The sequence below is a fragment of the Salinarchaeum laminariae genome, from assembly GCF_023204835.1.
Lineage (GTDB): Archaea > Halobacteriota > Halobacteria > Halobacteriales > Salinarchaeaceae > Salinarchaeum > Salinarchaeum laminariae.
This window is the reverse complement of sequence record NZ_CP096270.1, coordinates 3,098,216-3,114,613: the sequence shown is the minus strand read 5'-3', so window position 1 is coordinate 3,114,613 and position 16,398 is coordinate 3,098,216. Positions and strand designations below refer to the sequence as shown.

General features: G+C 65.9%; 15 protein-coding genes and 1 tRNA gene. 5 read left to right on the top strand and 11 right to left on the bottom strand.

Going from position 1 to position 16,398, the window contains the following annotated elements; translation table 11 throughout:
* Positions 1-325: 325 nt before the first annotated feature.
* Both MXF70_RS14895 and MXF70_RS14890 read right to left on the bottom strand, forming a co-directional pair.
* Positions 326-1,840, bottom strand: a complete 1,515-nt coding sequence (locus MXF70_RS14895; RefSeq protein WP_248516493.1) for a small ribosomal subunit Rsm22 family protein — start codon at positions 1,838-1,840, stop codon at positions 326-328.
* Positions 1,833-2,663 (bottom strand): prephenate dehydrogenase/arogenate dehydrogenase family protein, encoded by an 831-nt coding sequence (locus tag MXF70_RS14890; protein WP_248516492.1) that lies wholly within the window; start codon positions 2,661-2,663, stop codon positions 1,833-1,835. Before MXF70_RS14890 ends, MXF70_RS14895 begins: the two co-directional genes overlap by 8 nt.
* Positions 2,664-2,826: 163 nt before the next feature.
* On the opposite strand from MXF70_RS14890, the gene MXF70_RS14885 reads away from it, so the two are divergent.
* Positions 2,827-3,111: a hypothetical protein gene (locus MXF70_RS14885; RefSeq protein ID WP_248516491.1), complete on the top strand. Its 285-nt coding sequence runs from the start codon at positions 2,827-2,829 to the stop codon at positions 3,109-3,111.
* A gap of 126 nt (positions 3,112-3,237) precedes the next feature.
* Here MXF70_RS14885 and MXF70_RS14880 read toward each other — a convergent pair whose 3' ends face one another.
* From MXF70_RS14880 to MXF70_RS14865, 4 genes are all read right to left on the bottom strand, one after another.
* A complete protein-coding gene (locus MXF70_RS14880) occupies positions 3,238-3,450 on the bottom strand; it encodes a hypothetical protein (RefSeq protein WP_248516490.1) in 213 nt (70 codons plus the stop codon).
* Between the two features lie 104 nt (positions 3,451-3,554).
* On the bottom strand, positions 3,555-4,757 hold the full coding sequence (locus MXF70_RS14875) for a M24 family metallopeptidase (protein WP_248516489.1): 1,203 nt from the start codon (positions 4,755-4,757) through the stop codon (positions 3,555-3,557).
* A 93-nt stretch (positions 4,758-4,850) separates the two neighbouring features.
* Complete coding sequence (locus tag MXF70_RS14870; RefSeq protein WP_248516488.1) at positions 4,851-5,114, bottom strand: hypothetical protein; 264 nt, start codon at positions 5,112-5,114, stop codon at positions 4,851-4,853.
* A gap of 95 nt (positions 5,115-5,209) precedes the next feature.
* Positions 5,210-6,769, bottom strand: a complete 1,560-nt coding sequence (locus MXF70_RS14865; RefSeq protein ID WP_248516487.1) for an outer membrane protein assembly factor BamB family protein — start codon at positions 6,767-6,769, stop codon at positions 5,210-5,212.
* A 207-nt stretch (positions 6,770-6,976) separates the two neighbouring features.
* Between MXF70_RS14865 and aroA the strand changes: the two genes are divergently transcribed.
* Positions 6,977-8,275, top strand: coding sequence for a 3-phosphoshikimate 1-carboxyvinyltransferase (aroA, locus tag MXF70_RS14860; RefSeq protein WP_248516486.1), 1,299 nt, complete (start codon positions 6,977-6,979; stop codon positions 8,273-8,275).
* A 59-nt stretch (positions 8,276-8,334) separates the two neighbouring features.
* On the opposite strand, the gene MXF70_RS14855 is transcribed toward aroA, so the two are convergent.
* The 3 genes from MXF70_RS14855 to MXF70_RS14845 form a co-directional block, all read right to left on the bottom strand.
* Complete coding sequence (locus tag MXF70_RS14855) at positions 8,335-9,252, bottom strand: CBS domain-containing protein (protein WP_248516485.1); 918 nt, start codon at positions 9,250-9,252, stop codon at positions 8,335-8,337.
* 99 nt (positions 9,253-9,351) lie between these two features.
* Positions 9,352-10,077 carry an RAD55 family ATPase gene (locus MXF70_RS14850; RefSeq protein WP_248516484.1) on the bottom strand — a complete coding sequence of 242 codons (726 nt, stop codon included), beginning with the start codon at positions 10,075-10,077 and terminating at the stop codon, positions 9,352-9,354.
* 316 nt (positions 10,078-10,393) lie between these two features.
* Complete coding sequence (locus MXF70_RS14845) at positions 10,394-11,299, bottom strand: DUF7260 family protein (RefSeq protein ID WP_248516483.1); 906 nt, start codon at positions 11,297-11,299, stop codon at positions 10,394-10,396.
* Between the two features lie 243 nt (positions 11,300-11,542).
* Between MXF70_RS14845 and MXF70_RS14840 the strand changes: the two genes are divergently transcribed.
* Positions 11,543-11,616 (top strand) — tRNA-Phe (locus MXF70_RS14840).
* Between the two features lie 258 nt (positions 11,617-11,874).
* A complete protein-coding gene (locus MXF70_RS14835) occupies positions 11,875-12,240 on the top strand; it encodes a VOC family protein (protein WP_248516482.1) in 366 nt (121 codons plus the stop codon).
* A 76-nt stretch (positions 12,241-12,316) separates the two neighbouring features.
* Here the strand turns inward: MXF70_RS14835 and MXF70_RS14830 are convergent, their stop codons facing one another.
* On the bottom strand, positions 12,317-13,459 hold the full coding sequence (locus tag MXF70_RS14830; protein ID WP_248516481.1) for a S1C family serine protease: 1,143 nt from the start codon (positions 13,457-13,459) through the stop codon (positions 12,317-12,319).
* Between the two features lie 308 nt (positions 13,460-13,767).
* On the opposite strand from MXF70_RS14830, the gene MXF70_RS14825 reads away from it, so the two are divergent.
* Complete coding sequence (locus tag MXF70_RS14825) at positions 13,768-14,328, top strand: FxLYD domain-containing protein (RefSeq protein ID WP_248516480.1); 561 nt, start codon at positions 13,768-13,770, stop codon at positions 14,326-14,328.
* Between the two features lie 88 nt (positions 14,329-14,416).
* Here the strand turns inward: MXF70_RS14825 and MXF70_RS14820 are convergent, their stop codons facing one another.
* Positions 14,417-16,267 (bottom strand): acyl-CoA dehydrogenase family protein, encoded by a 1,851-nt coding sequence (locus MXF70_RS14820; protein WP_248516479.1) that lies wholly within the window; start codon positions 16,265-16,267, stop codon positions 14,417-14,419.
* Between the last annotated feature and the right edge of the window lie 131 nt (positions 16,268-16,398).

Genomic DNA, 16,398 nt, shown 5'->3' with positions numbered 1-16,398 from the left:
TCCCGCGCAGGCGTGCGGAGGGGTCACAATACCTCTATCAAGGGATCCTGCCTTGTAACGTTGCTGTCCGCGGAATGTTAGCCATTCGCGAACGTGCATGACTAACGCACGATCGATATCGCCGAGTAGACCGCCGAGCGCATGCGAAAACGCCGCTTCGCCTCCCCAGTCCAAACGACTGGCTCCGCCACCCGACAACCGACCAACCCGCTACAGGACAACCGGCCGACCCGCTACAGGACAACCGGCCGACCCGCTACAGGACAACCGGCCGACCCGCTACAGGACAACCGGCCGACCCGCTACAGGACACACGACCGACCCGCTACCGAACAGGTGCGTCCACTGATTCGACGATCGTCTCGCCGTCGACGACGAGGTTGTAAGCGGCTTCGTCGTCGTTCCAGAGGACCAGCACGGACTCGAAGGTCAGCAAATCGCCGTACTCGGCCGCTGGAAGCGAGTCGTTGAGGGCCGTCTCCTTGGTCAGCACGGCGAAGTGATCGACGGTCTGGCTGCCGTCGCCGATGCGGAACAGCGGGTGGCCGCCCTCGGAGAGGTCGTCGGACAGTTTGATCGCCACGCAGTCGACGCGTTCGGAGACGTGATTTCCAGACTCCGCGAGTGGCGCCCAGTCGCCGCGGTCCGGCGTGAATTCGACGCGGCGCTCGCCGTCCCACCGGAGCGTCGCGTAGGCGTACTGGACGTCGACGTTGACGAACTCGCCCGAGGCGCCCGCTGGATCGTCGAGGTGTTGTTGGAACGCCGGCACATCGAGATCGGGCTGGACCGCAAAGGACCAGCCTTCGTCCGCCGGGACCTGGTTCGGCCAGAGTCTGACCGACGGCGAGAACACCGTCGCCAGCGAATCGTCCGCGGGATCGTCGGGATCGGGCAGGCCGGAGACGTCGCCGAGACCCTGTGGTTCGAGGCCCGCAGAGAGTGCGCGTTCGACGCCGCGGAGGACCCCGGAGGTGCGCCGATCGGCCGGCGAGAGCAACACCAACGCTCCGTCGTCTGCGAGGAACTCTGCGTAGCGCCGCGCAGTCGCGACGGGATCGTCGAGCTCGCTGAGGACGTTCGCGAACACCACGAGGTCGTAGGCTGTGGCGTCCTCTCCGTCCGTTCCGGGCGCGTCGGTCGCGTCAGCCTCGCCCGGCTCGAACGCTTCGGCCGTCGTGCGGTGGATCGTCGATTCGACGTGGGGCCCCGCGGCCTCGAGCATCTCTTCGAGGACGTCGGCGCTGGCACTGGGCTCGATCGCGTCGTAGCGCAGCAGTGCGTCCTCCGGTACTGCGTCGGCAATGCCCAGCGCTGGACCACCGGCGCCAGCACCGACCTCGAGCACTCGCAGTCTCCGATCGAGAAGCCCGACCTCGGCCAGCTCGCTCACGACGTACTGGATCGCGGCGTAGTAGTCCGGCAGGTGGTAGATTGCGTAGGCGAGTGCGGCGGTCTCGTCGTCGTAGGCAACCGACCAGCCCTGGTGGTAGGCCTCTTTCAGCTCCCGGATCGCCTCGCGCAGCGCGTCGCCGGAGCTGCCGCGGTGCCAGTCCGAGCCGTAGGCGTCGACGAGCTGGTTTTCGAGCGCGCGGGTGTACTCGTCCGGAAATGCGGCGATCGGCAGTCGCGGCGGTTCGATCGTGCCCGTCTCGATCGGAACGAACGTCCCGTCGTCGCGTTCGGTGAGGCCGAGATCGAACGCCTCCTCGCGGAGCACCTGCCGCACGACGGCGGGATGAGGACCGCCTTCGACGTACTCGCTGATCTCCTCGGGGTCGATCGGTCTGACCTGGCGAAGGTACTTTGCGTTCGACCGGATCGCTTCGCGGTCAGGCATCGTCCTCGCCGTCGGTGGGCTGGTCGTGTGTGGGGTGGTCGTCGGCGGAGCGGTTGTCGGCAGCATGTTCGTCTGAGGAGTGATCGTCCACAGCATCGTCGGGTCGCGCCGCCGCGAACAGCTCTCGAAGCTCCTCGAGGTCGGCGCCCTCGATCGTCGCGGCTGCGTCGGCGACGGCGTCTGCGCCGTCGAACCGATCCTGGATTTCGGCGTAGACGCCGGGATCCCCGTCAGTCACCTGTTCGAGCAGTTCGTCGAGCGCGATAGAGACCGGGGTCGCGAACCCCTCGGGAACCGACTCTCTCGCGAGTCCGTACGCGACGATCGCGGCGTGGGCCGACGCCTGGACGCTCTCCATCGCGCGATCGTGTTCCTCGGGGGTAGTGGCGACGAGTTCGTTTCCGGCAGCCTCGAGAGCCGCCAGCAGCGCGTCGACAGAGGGGCCCGCCGCGTCCACGACGACGGCGACCGTCCCCGGCGCGTTCTCGGGTGCGAAGAGGGGATGCAGGCTGGCCCGCTCGAGGTCGGCGCCGTGCTCGGTCATCGCGGCGATCGGGCGCTCCATCTCTCCGGCGACGTCGACGATCGCGTGCCGGGCTCGATCCGCCTGTTCGGCGATCGTCCCCTCGACTGCAGACATCGGAACGGCGAGACAGACGACCTCGAACGTCTCCGCGCCGTCGAGTGCGACGGTGCGTCCGCCCACGGCCTCCGCGGCGGCCTCGGCGGCCGCTGGATCGCGGTCCGCGAACGCAACGTCGGCATCGACGGTGCGGGCGATCCACCGACCCATGGTGCCCGCGCCCACGACGAGTAGCTCCATTGCTACCTCGTTTCGGCCGGGTGGGGAAAAATCCGCCCTCTCGGTCCGACGGCTCTTTGCGCCGTTGGAGTGCCCCTCAGCGACTGGTAACAACGCAACACGTTCCCCGAAACTACACTCTTGTACCGGTCCGGAGTAGGATCGGCGTACCGCCCACATCTCCATGTCACGCCTCGACTATCTGACGCAGGATCGCGATGCGCTGAATCAGCTCGCCGGCATTACTGGGCTCGGGTGGACGGCCTCGATCCTCGGCTACCTCGTCACGGTGATTGGCTACGGCTCTACGCTCGTCTCGCGAATCGTCGTCGACCCGCAGTCACTGTTGTATCTCGGCGGCGCGCTGTTCGTGGCGACGCTCGGACTGGATCGGCTGCGGAACGCCACGACCGACGACGAGGAGACCGAATCCGACGGCGCGTTCTCCGGCCTCGATCGCGCGGACTGACGCCTCGGGGTGGGTTTACTGCGCATGGAGCGATTGCAGCCCGCACTCGATGCCGTCGGAACGCTTTCTTTGACAGTGTCGAACCCGTCGGCGACGGAATCGTCGTTCGGCGACTGATCCAGGTGGCTACCCCGCGGCCTCCTCTGGATTTCGATAGTAATACAGCGTGAATCCTGCAAACACGATGAAGAAGCCGAGGAAAATATCCAGAAGCAGCGGGGTGCTAACACCGTACAAGCTGCTACCAAACAGAAGCAGGTACGTCGTGAGATAGATGAGGAAGGCAACGACGAGGGTACGACCGATTTTGTCGATAATATCGCGGTCCTGGGAGGGCATATTTCGGGCATTGAACGCACGTACTATGTATCCCTGGGTGTCACGTTCCGAACTCTCGGTAACGCTTTCGCGATAGTTCGGTCAGTTCGCTCGTCCACGGGCCGCTACTCCACCACGAGCTCCTTGGGATAGTCGACGTAGTTCTCGTAGCCGTCCTCGGTGACCACGACCACGTCTTCGATCCGCATGCCGCCGACGGCCGGATCGTAGACGCCCGGCTCGACGGTAACGACGTGGCCCGGTTCGAGCTCGGCGCCGTCGGGGGCGAGGCGGGGCAGCTCGTGGACTTCGAGTCCGAGTCCGTGCCCCGTTCCGTGGATGAACCCCGTTTCGGTGGTGTCGTCGCTGCGGAGCGTCTCGTACCCTTCGGCTTCGTAGACGTCACAGACGGCGTTGTGGACGTCCTCGCCGGTAGCGCCAGGCTCGATAGCGTCGAATGCCGCCTGCTGGGCGTCGAGAGTGACCTCGTGGCGACGGCGAACCTCTTCGCTTGGCTCGCCGCGGACGAAGGTTCGGGTCATGTCCGCGTGGAATTTCGTCTCCTTGTCTCGCGGGAAGATGTCCACGACGATCGGCTCGTGGGCGGGCAGCGGACCGCTCCCGCGGTCGTGGGGATCCGCGCCGTCGGCGCCACCTGCGACGATCGTCTCGTCGAGCGCACAGCCCTCCCGCAGCAGTGCGATCTCGATCTCGGTCGTGACGAACTCGCTGGTGAGTGGCTCTCCCTCGTGGTGCAGAACTGGCCCGCCGACCGCGTCCACGCCCGCGCCCTCCTCGACGATCTCTGCGCCGCCGATCAGATCCGCGGCGCGGTCCATCGCGACCTCGTTGGCGCGCTGTGCACTTTTCAGGTGCTCGACCTCCTCCTCGGTCTTGCGGGCGCGGATCGTCGTGACGGTCTCCTCGAGATCCGCGGTCACGTCGACTCCCTGCTCGCGGAGGCCGTCCGCTGTCGCGGTGGGGAATCGATCCGGAACGAGCGCGTGCTCGACGCCGTGGTCCTCCAGGAAGGCGGCGATCGTGCGAACGCGGCCTTCGAGCGCGCCGTACTCTGCGACGTTCGCGCGGAACTCGTAGTCGGCGTTGCGCGAGACGGTGTCGGCGGAACTCTCGGCGGTGGCCCGGCCGTACTCCAGCCCGGATACCAGGAGGTGGATGCCGTCGGGCGTGTAGCAGGTGACGAAGGGATCGGGTGCACCGAAACCAGCGAGATAGTACTGGTCGGCCTCGGTCGCGTCGGCGTCGATAACGTATCCGTCGGCGCCGTGCTCGGCGAGCGCGGCGTCCAGCGGCGAGGAGTCGTGCATGCTACTGGGTCCGTGCCCGTCCGTGAAAAACGCTGGCGCTCCGGCGATCGAAATCGGCGGCCCGGCGCGCGCCGCGGGTGATCGATCCGATCGTTACTCGAGGGGATCGCGGCGGTCGTCGCTGCCCATGCCGCTCAGCGCGCCGATCGGTGCGATACCGCCCGCGATGATCGCCGACCCTGCGAGGATCGCAGCCGACTGGACGACGTACGGATTGTTATCGTAGCCCGCCAGGCTCGCGCCTGCGTCGACCACGAACACCGTCACGAAGAAGCTCAACACGGCGAGGAAAATCATCAGTGCCGCTGCGATCAGATTGCCTGCGATATCACCGACGATCGAACCTTGTTCTGCCATGGATACGGCGTCAGCAACCGACGCCGGGACAATGAAGCTGGTGCATCGGGGTGGACTGGACTGCATCGATCGAGGGACTGCGGTCACTGGTAGCGTTACTCGATAGCCGCGACGGTATCTGGACTGTGCAAACTGTTCCCGTTCGACCCCCACTGCACGTAGAGGCGTCCGTGCCCGATTGCCGGTGCCTTGCTCCGGGAGGCCCCCGCGTCGGTCTCGACGCTGTCCAGGACCGTTCCGTCGGTCGACATTGCCTGGACGCGGCCGTCGGTCATCGTCGCGTAGATCACGTCGCCCGCCGCGACTGCCGAGGCAGTGGCACCTGGCACCGACCACTCGAGCGACCCGTTCGACCCGTCCACTGCGTAGAGGTGCCGGTGTTTCTCGTGCGATTCGCCACTTTGCGCCGGTCGGCCCACGCCACCGACGACGACCTGGCCGTCGATGGGAAGTGGCGTTCCGTGGAGCGCAGCGTACTCGGGTTCCTCACACGACTCATCGTCCTTACAGAAGTCAACTGCGTCCTGACCTCCGAGGATCTCGTTGTACGGGGCCGGCTCCGGCCGGAACTGCCACTGCGTCTGACCGCTATCGACTGCGAACGCGTGGAGAGGGCCGCCGTAGACGTCGTCTCGCCAGTAGCCGTCGAACGGCCCCGCCACGTACCCGCTGTCCCCGACGAGCGCCGGCATCCCGAGCGTTTCCGGGGCTGCGTACGACGGATGTGATTCACGTTCGGGAGTCTGACGCCACTGAACGTCTCCGGAGTCGGTAGCCAGCGAAACGAGGTCGATCGAATCGTCGTCGGTGTGGCCAGCGTAGAGCAGCGATCCGTCGTGTACTGCCAGTGGTTGTCCGTCTGCCGTCGGCGTCGGTGGGTCCACGGTCCAGCGCTGCGTGCCGTCCGACGGATCCATCGCCTCTAGCGCATAATCGGCTCCATTCGGGGCCATCAGGTAGGTACTATTTTCCGTGAACGTCGGCGCGCCCCGCGTCATGCCCGGGTGGGCATGTCTGTGCACCACGTCACCCGACGTCGCGTCGGCGACGAGAACGTGTGGCTCGTCGGTGTCGGCGGTCATCGGATAGATCACGCCGAGATAGAGCTTTCCGGCGGCGACGGAGGGTGCCTGCATGATCGCCGGAGTGCCTGGTATCGTCCACTCGATCGATCCGCCGGCAGCGTCGAGTGCAACGACGCCACCCCAGGACGTGCCGTCCGTTTCCTCCTCGTGTAGCTGATAGTACATCGAGCAGAGCGCGAGGTCGTCGGTCAGGGTTACGTCGGAGCAGTAGCCAGTGGCGGCGGGTTCGTCGTCCGCCTCCGCCGGTCGCTCCGCGGAGACGTTCTCGCGCATCTCGATCAGGTCGTACACTGAGGTCTCCCACGCCACCGATAGCGACTCACCTGGACCGGCCTCTGCGGGTGCGCGACCGGTTCGCTGTCGATCGCCACGGTAGGTTGGCCAGCCCTCACTCGGTTCGAAAGCGGCCTGGGTTCCCCCCGATCCGTCGCTACCGCGATCCAGACAGCCCGCGACCGCGGCTGCCGCGAGGCTCGTGGCTCCAGCGAGGAATCGTCGTCTCTGCGTGGAAACTGGCCCGGACTGAGGGCCGTCGCGATCGGAGCGTGCGTGGGGGACCCGTGATCGCATATCGAGGCCCTACGCTACTCCCGGTAAATTTCTTGTGGTGATCGTTTCGCGAATAGATATCTGATCATATCTGCGGACGGCCATTCGGTTTCGGCCGCCTCTCGGATCGTCGCCCGTCTGCAACAGCACCACCCGCTCGGCCGCTTCTCGACGGCCGACTCTCGACCGATCGCCACCCTCATAGCAACCGCCCGCGAGCACCCTGACATGAACGTCACCATCGGCGCATCGACGGTCGGCGGGACCGCGAGCGCGCCACCGTCCAAGAGCTACACCCACCGCGCGATCCTCGCGGCGGGCTACGCCGACGGCGCGGTCGTCGAGGATCCGCTCTGGAGCGCGGACACCCGGGCGACCGCCCGTGCCGTCGAAGCGTTCGGCGGATCCGTCGAGCGGGAGGCGTCCGATGGCAGCCTCACGATCAGTGGGTTCGACGGGACGCCGCAGGTCCCCGACGACGTGATCGACTGTGCGAACAGCGGGACGACGATGCGGCTGGTGACCGGTGCGGCCGCACTCGCCGACGGAACGACGGTGCTCACGGGCGACGAGTCGCTTCGCTCCCGGCCGCAGGGGCCCCTCCTCGACGCCGTCGAGCAGCTCGGCGGGCGTGCAACCAGCACGCGCGGGAACGGTCAGGCGCCACTCGTGATCGAGGGGCCGATCGCAGGCGGCACGGCGTCGATCCCCGGCGACGTCTCCTCGCAGTTCGTCACGGCCCTGTTGATGGCCGGTGCGGTGACGGAGTCTGGCGTCGAGATCGACCTCTCGACCGAGCTCAAATCCGCGCCCTACGTCGATATTACGCGAGAGCTGCTCGCCGATTTTGGCGTCGAGACCGCCGACGTCGACGGTGGCTACGACGTTCCGGGCGGGCAGTCCTTAGATCCCGAGGGCGGCGTCTATGCGGTGCCGGGCGACTTCTCCTCGATGTCCTACCTGCTCGCTGCCGGCGCCGTCGCCGCACCGAACGGGCTGACCGTCACTGGTGCACGGCCGAGCGCCCAAGGCGACAGCGCGATCGTCGAGATTCTCGACGCGATGGGCGCGTCGCTGACCTGGGCAACGGAGGACGGCGACATCGACGTCTCGCAGTCCACGCTGTCGGGAATCGAGGTCGGCGTCGCCGACACGCCGGATCTCCTGCCGACGATCGCGGTACTCGGTGCGATCGCCGACGGCACGACGAAGATCGTCGACGCCGAGCACGTCCGCTACAAGGAGACTGACCGCGTGAGCGCGATGGCCGAAGAACTCTCCACGCTCGGCGTCGCGGTCACGGAGCTCGAAGACGAGCTCCACGTCCACGGCGGCGAGTCGTCGCTCGGTGGCGGTACCGTGGACGGCCGTGGCGATCACCGCGTGATCATGTCTCTGGCCGTCGCCGGACTCGTCGCCGACGGGCCGGTCGAGATCACCGGCGCCCAGCACGTCGACGTCTCCTTCCCTGGTTTCTTCGACGTGCTCGAGGAACTCGGTGGCGACGTGACGCGGGCTGGCAGGTAACGACGGTCCTCTGGATCGTCCTCCGCCGTTCGTCGCGGCTCTTCTTCGATTCCCACAGGTCAATCGTCGCCGGCACCGACGGCAGCAGGACCGAGCGCCACTGCCTCGTGGAGCTGGTCGATCATGACTGTGGCCTGTCCGTCGACGACTGGCTCGTCCTCGTGGAAGACGGTCGTGAGGACGCGGAAACGGTTGCCACCCAGCGCCTCCGTGATCTCGCAGGCAGCGGTGACAGTGGCACCGATGGGCACGGGCGCGCGGAAACTGAGGTCCTGGGAGAGGTAGATCGTGAGCCCGGGGAGCCGCGCGAGTGCCGCGCTGATGACGCCCGCGAGGAGTGTGCCGTGGACGATCCGCTCGCCGAAGCGGGTGCCGACGGCGAATCCCGTATCGAGGTGGAGTCGGTTGGTGTCGCCGCTGGCCCGCGCGAAGTCGGTTACGTCGTCCTCGGAGAGTCGTTTGGTGAACCGAACCGTGTCGCCGACGTCCGGCTCGTCGTCGGTCTGGAGGTCCGACGTCCACTCCGCGTCGTCGTAGGCCATCTCGGGTCTGCTGGCCGGCCCCTGGCGCGTCCCATCGGTTGGCCGACCCAGTGCGAGCTGTGGGAGAAAGTAGGACAGGTCGGTGACGGTGACGATGCCGACGAGGCTGCCCTCCTCGACGACCGGGAGGCGCTTGATGCCCTCTCGCGAGAGTACGGTTGCAGCGGCCTCGACGTTCGCGTCCGGAGCGATCGTGATCGGCGGCGCGCTCATGCACGCGGAGACGGGCGTCTCTGCGGGGCCGTCCTCGCCCGCGACCAGATCGATAACGTCGGACTGTGTGAGGATCCCGAGCGTCTCCTCGCCGTCAGCGACGACGAGCGAGCCGACGTCGCGCTCGGCCATGCGCTCGGTGGCTGTGCGGATCGACGCGTCGGGCGGGATCGTCGCGACGCCCTCGATCATTACGTCGCGAACGGGGATCGGGCTGAGCATGTACGGTTCGTCGGCTGCCCGCGGCTTACGTGTGGCGACGAATCTGCTCGCTTGCAGTGCTGACCAGTTTGGCTGTCGAGAAGGAATCGTCCGCCTCGCTCAGAACGTGCCGCCGGGTCGATCGACGAGAGAGAATCCGCCGGCCTGCTCGTGGACGGTGATTCCGCCCTGGCCGATCTCCATCGGGAAGATGTCGGTGTCGATGTTCTGTTTGCGCATCTTCGAGACCCAGACGTACCGGCTCACCCCGCTGTCTGTCGGCGTCTGGATCAGATAGACGTTACCGTCGGTGAGGAAGTTCTCGAGGTCGAGATCGGTCTCCGGGAAGACGGCCTCCTGCTCGCTGATCAGCAGGGAGGTCAGGTCGTTGGCCTTCAGGATGTCCGAGAACTTCAGCAGATAGACGCGGCGCTCGTGTTCGTCCTCGAAGAACAGCTCGAACATCGTCAGCGAGTCGAGGACGAGCCGATCGTAGCCGCCCTCCTGAACGACCTCGAGCAAGAGCTCCACGGCACGGGAGAACTCCTGGTCTCGGAGCATCTCCTTCTTGTCGAGGATCGTGATGGAGCCGTCGTCGACGAACTCGCTCCAGCGATCGAAACCGATAGACTCTGCGGCCATGCGGACGTCCTCGGCGTCCTCCTCGAAGGTGACGTAGATCCCCTGCTCGTCGTCTTCGAGGACGCCGGTGTAGAGGTACTGAATGCCGAGGATCGACTTGCCGGTGCCGGGGTTGCCGGAGACCAGCACCGTCGAGTGCTCCGTGATCCCTCCGTTCAGGATGGAGTCCAACCCTTCGACGCCGGTCGAGACGAGATCGGGCATGCCCGGAGGGAGGCATGGGGGCACCAAAAAAGGCCCGTCCGGCTATAGCGAGGTGCTCACCCGGCGAGGACGACCGATCGGGACTGGTTTCGTTCGATTCGTCGGATGGCAGGTCGAGTTGCGGATTGGCTGATCGGGTCGCGGTCTGATGGATCGACTCACGGGCCGATTGGTTCTGGTCGGCGAAGGTCAGGTCGCGACTGATGGCAGACTCACGTACTGATGGCCGGCTCACCGACGAAGCAACGGCTCACTATCGATCTCCCTCTCTTGCTACACCTCTCCGAGATACAGGTCTGGAACGGTCGGTCGTACGTTATCGGCGGCGCTCGGTCAGCGCCCGAACGGTGTTGTTCTTCTCGTCCTCGATGCGCTCGAGGAGTCTCGTCCCTGCGGATAACACCGGGAAATCGACGTCGAGGTCGGCGTAGAGGTAGTTGCTCACCGCGGTGGGAGACTGCAGGCGAGTGCCCGAGGAGGGCGTCCTGTCGCGGAGCTGCGCCTGCCGGCGTTCTAGCATCGAGGAACACTCAGATTGGAGTCCATCGAGACGGCGCCAGCGAGACTGGAGATCGGGGAACGTTCGATCGACGAGCCCCTCGCCGCCGGTGATCTCGAACCGTTTGGAGATATCCGATAGCTGACCTTCGGCGTCTTCGAGGTCGTCGAGCTCGTCGTGAAGCTGATCGGCGAGCACGCGTCTGTCGTGCGCGGCGCTCTTGGCGCTCTTTACCAGCGGCTGGCGCAACGCCGGTGTGAACTGGGACCCCTCGACGACGGCCGAGGCGAGCTCCGGACTCAGCTCCGTCGCCATATGCTCCTGTAGCGATTCGTCGTAGTCCGTCTCGAAATGCGGAACGGACATCACGGTGTCGCGGTACGCGCTTCGCACCTCACTGAGGCCGCTGTCCTGCTTCGCGCCGGAGACCAGCGGGCCACTCATCGGCCGACCGCCGTCGGGGCGGGGCGCGACGGGGACGTTCGCGACGCGGTCCGCGAACTCGAGGAAGGCGTCGTACTCGTCGAGGAGGCGCTCGCGCTCGAAGGAGACCGCGCCGCGTGCCCGCCGCACGCAGCCGAGAAAGGCCACGGTGCCGAGCGCGATTGCGCCGAGTAGAACGATAACGGTGAGCATCGAGTTCGCCTCGCAGGCGATCCCGGAGCAGCCGCTCTCGAGGGTGGGCGGATCGATCGCGTGCCGAGAGCCACCAACCTGTGCCACTGTGCTAGGTATTGTGACGGCGGCGTATAACAGTTGTTGCTACCCGCCACAACGTGCCAGTAGTTTATTCAAAGATCGATGGATAGGACTGGGTGATCGGCGACAATTTCGAACATCTGGCAAACGCTACCCCTCCCCGTCCAATGGGTGGGTGGCAGTTCCTGTGGGGTCTATCGACGGGTCGTTCCCCGTCGCCGTGCTTCGAAATCCTTTTGCGTTACTTCGACGGAGTCGGAGGTGCGCGCCGCCTTAGCTCAGATTGGGAGAGCACTCGACTGAAGATCGAGCTGTCCCCGGTTCAAATCCGGGAGGCGGCATACCACCTTTTTCATCGTCGGGTCGCCTTCGGCGACCACTCCTCGAAAAACGTGGGCGAAAAAGAACCGGACACTCGCTTCGCTCGTGTCCGGGGAAACAGCGGCTCGCAGCGCTCGCCGCGGTATGCTGGAATATCGGCCACTATCTAGCTGTCACCGCCCCCGAGCGACGCGAGCGGATTTGAATCAGACGAGTCGTTGCCCCATTCCTGCCCCAACGGCAGTACCTTCAGGTGCACAGGGTGCTTCGCTGCTCCTATGTCGGGAATCGTGTTCTTCCGGACCGAGCATCGCGACGATGTGACCGAATTCTACACCGACCGACTCGGCTTCGACCGCTGGCTCGAACAGGAGGGTGGCTGTACCATCCTCCAGCACGGCAATCTTCTCGTCGGGTTTTGCGACGCACCAGCGACGGAGACCGACGGCATCGTCACCGTGGTCCTCGAAGACGACGCAGCGGTCGACGCCCTGTACCAGGAGCTGTCCGACGTCGCCCAGGGCTCACCGGAAGCGAACGAGGAGTTCGAGATCTACCAGTTCTTCGCCGAGGATCCCGACGGACGGACGATCGAGGTCCAGACGTTTCGCCATCCGACGCCGCCGATCCCCTTCGATCACTGACGAGCCGATCCAAACGAGGGAGGCACCATTCCGGCGTTTTCATTGCCGGAGTTCTTCTTCTCGCTCGATTCGCTCGCTACGGCATCGTCGGCTCCGGCGGTTCGATGACGGTCGTCGTCACGGTCGTTTCCTGCCCGTCGCGGATGATCGTGACCTCGATTTCGTCACCTGGCCGCGTCTGGGAGAGCAGTATCGACGCGACGTCCTCCCCGTTCGCGACCGGCTGCCCCTCGATGGCGACGATGACGTCGCCGCCGACGGGAACGATTCGACCGTTGGTCCGAACGCGCTCCTCACTTCCCTGGAGCACCTCGGCAGCGGGAGCGTTCTCGTCGACGGCGGCCACGAGAACGCCTCGGTTCACGTCGAGGTCGTTCGCCTGTGCGATGGCTGGGGTGAGCGTGACGCCGCTCACGCCCAGCGTCGTGTGGGTGAACTCGCCAGTCTGGATCAGCGACGGGATCACGAGCTCCACCGTCGAGGCGGGGACGCCGAAGCCGATGTTCTCAGCGCCCTGCGCAGCGATCCCGGCGGTGTTGACGCCGACCACTGCTCCCTCACAGGTCACGAGCGGACCGCCGCTGTTGCCGGAGCTGATGGCTGCGTCCGTCTGCACGACGTTGGGAATGGTGTAGCCGCGGTTCGTCGGCATCGACCGATCGAGGCCGCTGATGATGCCGTGGGTGATCGTCGCCTCGAGACCGAACGGGCTCCCGAGGGCAGCGACGCGCTGGCCGTGGGCGAGGCTCTGGTTGGTCAGCGGGAGCGCGTCGACGTACTCGGGAACGTCCGTGACCCGCACGGTCGCGAGGTCACTGGACACGTCGGTCCCAACGACCTCGCCAGTTATGGACTCGCCACGATCGAACTGGACGGTCGCGTTCGCCGCGTCGCCCACGACGTGCGCGTTCGTGACCACGTACCGCGCGGAGTCGTTCCCGCCCAGCTCCGTCACGAATCCAGAGCCGAGGCCACCGCCTCGCTGGATCGTGACGACGCCGTCGATCGTCTGCTCGTACAGCGCCGTGTAGTTACACGCCTCGCCGGTCTGCTGTTGCTGTTGCAGGACGCCGTCGACGCTAGCGGCGTTCGCAGTGCCGCCATCGTCCGGCGTGAGCGCAGGCGTCCCCGCTCCCAACGGCGCGACCAGCCCGCCGCCGAGGAGCGCGATCGTTGCGATCGCCGCGATCGCCATCGCGTAGAATCCGCTTCGAGACATCGCTCCGATCTTCACGGCCCCGTCGAAAAGTTAGCAGATCCGTACAGATCGCCGCATTCGAAGTACGGTCGGCCAACGTATCGATATGCTCAGCCAATGTCCGGTACGGTTGTCCAACGCGTCGGGACGCCTGGCAAGCGTGTCGGCCATCCAACGAGTCCGGTGAACCGGCAACACCAGGCCTCTTCGTCGGCTCTGTGGATACAACCGCAACGCAACGATCTGCGGATTCTCGCTATTGCTCGCGTGTGGCCACGGTTACGGCCGTTGAACCGTCTCCCGGGTTTTTGCGGATCGGTGGCCTCCGAATGCACGACGCCACCGACTCGTCGAGTGGTTCGGCGGTTCCGTACGATTCGTCACTACCCACCATGAACCGACGACAGTTCGTTCGGACGGCACTGACCGCAACGGCGACCGTCGGCGTCGCTGGATGCTCCGGCAGCGGAACGAACAGCGGCGGGGCTCCCGACGTCGACCCCGACACCGCCGACGTCGAGGTGGCTATCGGGCGCAACGCTCCCCAGAACCAATCGCCATACGAGGACTCCGTCGGGAACGTGGTTCCCCGGGAATCCGAGGAACTCTCGATGAGCGACGTCATCTTCCAGCGTGCGGGAGAGCGTGGGATCGTGGTCGCTGGCGACGCGACCAACACCGGCGATCGGGTACTCCGTCCGCTCAACGCCGAGGTCGTCCTCTACAACAGGGACGAGGAGGGGCACGGCGTCAGGGACGCGACCAGCACCCAGGCCGAACGCGACCGTCTCGGGGCGGGCGACACCTGGCAGTGGGCGGTGACGTTTGGTAGCGATCCGTCCTTCCCCATCGACTACTTCACCGTTCAGATCGTCGCGAACTTCGCGTGAGCTAGCTGGCGAAATCCTGTCGTGGCGCGTGAATCTTGCCTGCGAGCGGCGCGGCTTCGGTGGTCACAGGACCGAGCGTTCACCCGCATCAATGCTCCGTCAGGAGGGATTCGGCGTCAGTCGGTTCGAACTGCACGATTTCCTCGAACCACTCTACGGCGAACCTGTCGCCATCCGTAATTCCGCGAGCGGTCGATTCGCCCAGTTCCCGATCGACGAACCGCCGAGCGACGAGTGCCATCCGACCGTTCTCGTCTTCGGCCAGACTGTGCTGTGCTTCTTCGAGCAGCAGTCCGGCGGTGAACACTTCGAAGACGTAGTGGGCCAGCCGCTTGGCGGAGAGCTGTGCGTACTCCTCGTCCTCGCTCGCGAGAGTCGCCAACGCCTCGACGAAATCGTTGTACTCGGCCTCGACGGTCGCGGCGGCGTCCGACAGCGCGGGATGGTCGACGGCGTCGAGCCGTTCCTGCATCACCTCGAAGAAGGGTTCGTGAGCGTCCTCGCGGTCGATCGCCCGCAACACGTCCAGGGAGAGGACGTTCTCGGTGCCTTCCCAAATCGGGAGCACCTGCGCGTCGCGGAGCAGCCGGTGGGTGACGAACTCGTCGACGTAGCCGTTGCCGCCCTGGATCTCCATCGCGTAGGAGGCCGTATCGATCGCCATTCGGGCGGTCCGGAGCTTGGCGATCGGCGTGAGCAGTCGGAGCAAGCGATAGGTGTGCCGGGCGTCTTCGCTGTCGTCCGCTCCGGCACGCACGGCTCGCTCGCGCTCGGAGAACAGCCGACCTGCCTCCTGGGTGAACGCCGTCGCCGCCTCGTAGTCGACTGCCATGTCCACGAGATCTGCTCGCATGAGCGGGTACTCGTCGATGGTGCTCCCGAAGGCCTCGCGGTTCGCCGCGCGGATCTTGCTCTCCAGCAGCGCGCGGCCCATCACGCCACACGCCGCCGCGGCGTTCGAGAGCCGTTCGAGGTTGAGCATCTCCGCCATCTGTCTGAACCCCGCATCCCGCTCGCCGACGAGGAACGCCGTCGTGTCCTCGAACTCGACCTCGCCCGTCGGGACGGCGATCGTTCCGAGTTTGTCCTTGAGTCGCCGGTAGCACTGGTCGTTGAGCGCCTCGGGCGGCGGCGCGCCGTCGAACGCGGTGCGGCGACCCTTCGTCAGCACGTCGCCGTCCCACGACGATGCGAACGGATCGCCGTGGGGAACGAGAAACATCGAGAGTCCGTCGGTGCCCGAGGGCGCGCCCTCGATTCTGGCCAGCACGAGCGTGCCTTCGGCGTCGATATTCGAGCAGAACCACTTCTCGCCCGTGAGCCGCCAGCAGTCGGCGTCCTCGTCGTAGCTCGCCGTGGTCTCGATCGCGCCGACGTCGCTGCCGCCCTGTTCCTCGGTTAGGAACATGGCACCCTCGATCATGTCGTCGTACTCCCGGCTGACGAGCCCGTGGTAGTACGCGTCGAGCTCGCCGTCGTCGAAGCGGTCGAGGACGAGCGCCGCGCCGGCGGTCATCGCGACCGGACAGGCAAAGCCACCGCCCTCCGCGTAGGAGAGGAACTGGAGCGTGCCGAAATACTGCGAGAACGGCATCGGTTCGTCCCGCCCCGGCGGCGCCTCGAAGGCGTCGCCGACGATCCCCGACTCGTAGACGGCCCGTTCGTTCTCGAACTGCTCGGCCGGATAGCTGACGAAGTTCTGCACCTCGCCGAACTCGTCGTACGTCTCGAGTTCGGGCCCGTGATCGTCGATGTAGTCGGCGTTGTCCGCGACGGTGGTGCCCACGAGTGCGCCGAACTCGGAGAGCCGCGGCTCCGCCCAGTCGAACGCCTCGCCGGGGAGCACCAGTTCGAGTTCGCGCTGGAGGGTCCGGTCGACGGCCCAGTAGTTCAGGTGACGTCCAGCGTCGTACTGGCTGTAGTCGATGCCGGCGTCCATGCCATGCTAGTCGTTTCCACCATCTGATGATTGTTTGGGAGGATATCGACAGTTCGATCGAGTAGCGTCGCCTGACCTGCCTCCAGGTACTGTGTCGCTGTGAGGTGGACCGCCGCAGGATCCGTCGTCCT

Bases quoted from the DNA above. Each gene is read 5' to 3' on its own strand.
- MXF70_RS14895 (WP_248516493.1), bottom strand. From the start codon at position 1,840: ATGCCTGACCGCGAAGCGATCCGGTCGAACGCAAAGTACCTTCGCCAG.
- MXF70_RS14890 (WP_248516492.1), bottom strand. From the start codon at position 2,663: ATGGAGCTACTCGTCGTGGGCGCGGGCACCATGGGTCGGTGGATCGCC.
- MXF70_RS14885 (WP_248516491.1), top strand. From the start codon at position 2,827: ATGTCACGCCTCGACTATCTGACGCAGGATCGCGATGCGCTGAATCAG.
- MXF70_RS14880 (WP_248516490.1), bottom strand. From the start codon at position 3,450: ATGCCCTCCCAGGACCGCGATATTATCGACAAAATCGGTCGTACCCTC.
- MXF70_RS14875 (WP_248516489.1), bottom strand. From the start codon at position 4,757: ATGCACGACTCCTCGCCGCTGGACGCCGCGCTCGCCGAGCACGGCGCC.
- MXF70_RS14870 (WP_248516488.1), bottom strand. From the start codon at position 5,114: ATGGCAGAACAAGGTTCGATCGTCGGTGATATCGCAGGCAATCTGATC.
- MXF70_RS14865 (WP_248516487.1), bottom strand. From the start codon at position 6,769: ATGCGATCACGGGTCCCCCACGCACGCTCCGATCGCGACGGCCCTCAG.
- aroA (WP_248516486.1), top strand. From the start codon at position 6,977: ATGAACGTCACCATCGGCGCATCGACGGTCGGCGGGACCGCGAGCGCG.
- MXF70_RS14855 (WP_248516485.1), bottom strand. From the start codon at position 9,252: ATGCTCAGCCCGATCCCCGTTCGCGACGTAATGATCGAGGGCGTCGCG.
- MXF70_RS14850 (WP_248516484.1), bottom strand. From the start codon at position 10,077: ATGCCCGATCTCGTCTCGACCGGCGTCGAAGGGTTGGACTCCATCCTG.
- MXF70_RS14835 (WP_248516482.1), top strand. From the start codon at position 11,875: ATGTCGGGAATCGTGTTCTTCCGGACCGAGCATCGCGACGATGTGACC.
- MXF70_RS14830 (WP_248516481.1), bottom strand. From the start codon at position 13,459: ATGTCTCGAAGCGGATTCTACGCGATGGCGATCGCGGCGATCGCAACG.
- MXF70_RS14825 (WP_248516480.1), top strand. From the start codon at position 13,768: ATGCACGACGCCACCGACTCGTCGAGTGGTTCGGCGGTTCCGTACGAT.
- MXF70_RS14820 (WP_248516479.1), bottom strand. From the start codon at position 16,267: ATGGACGCCGGCATCGACTACAGCCAGTACGACGCTGGACGTCACCTG.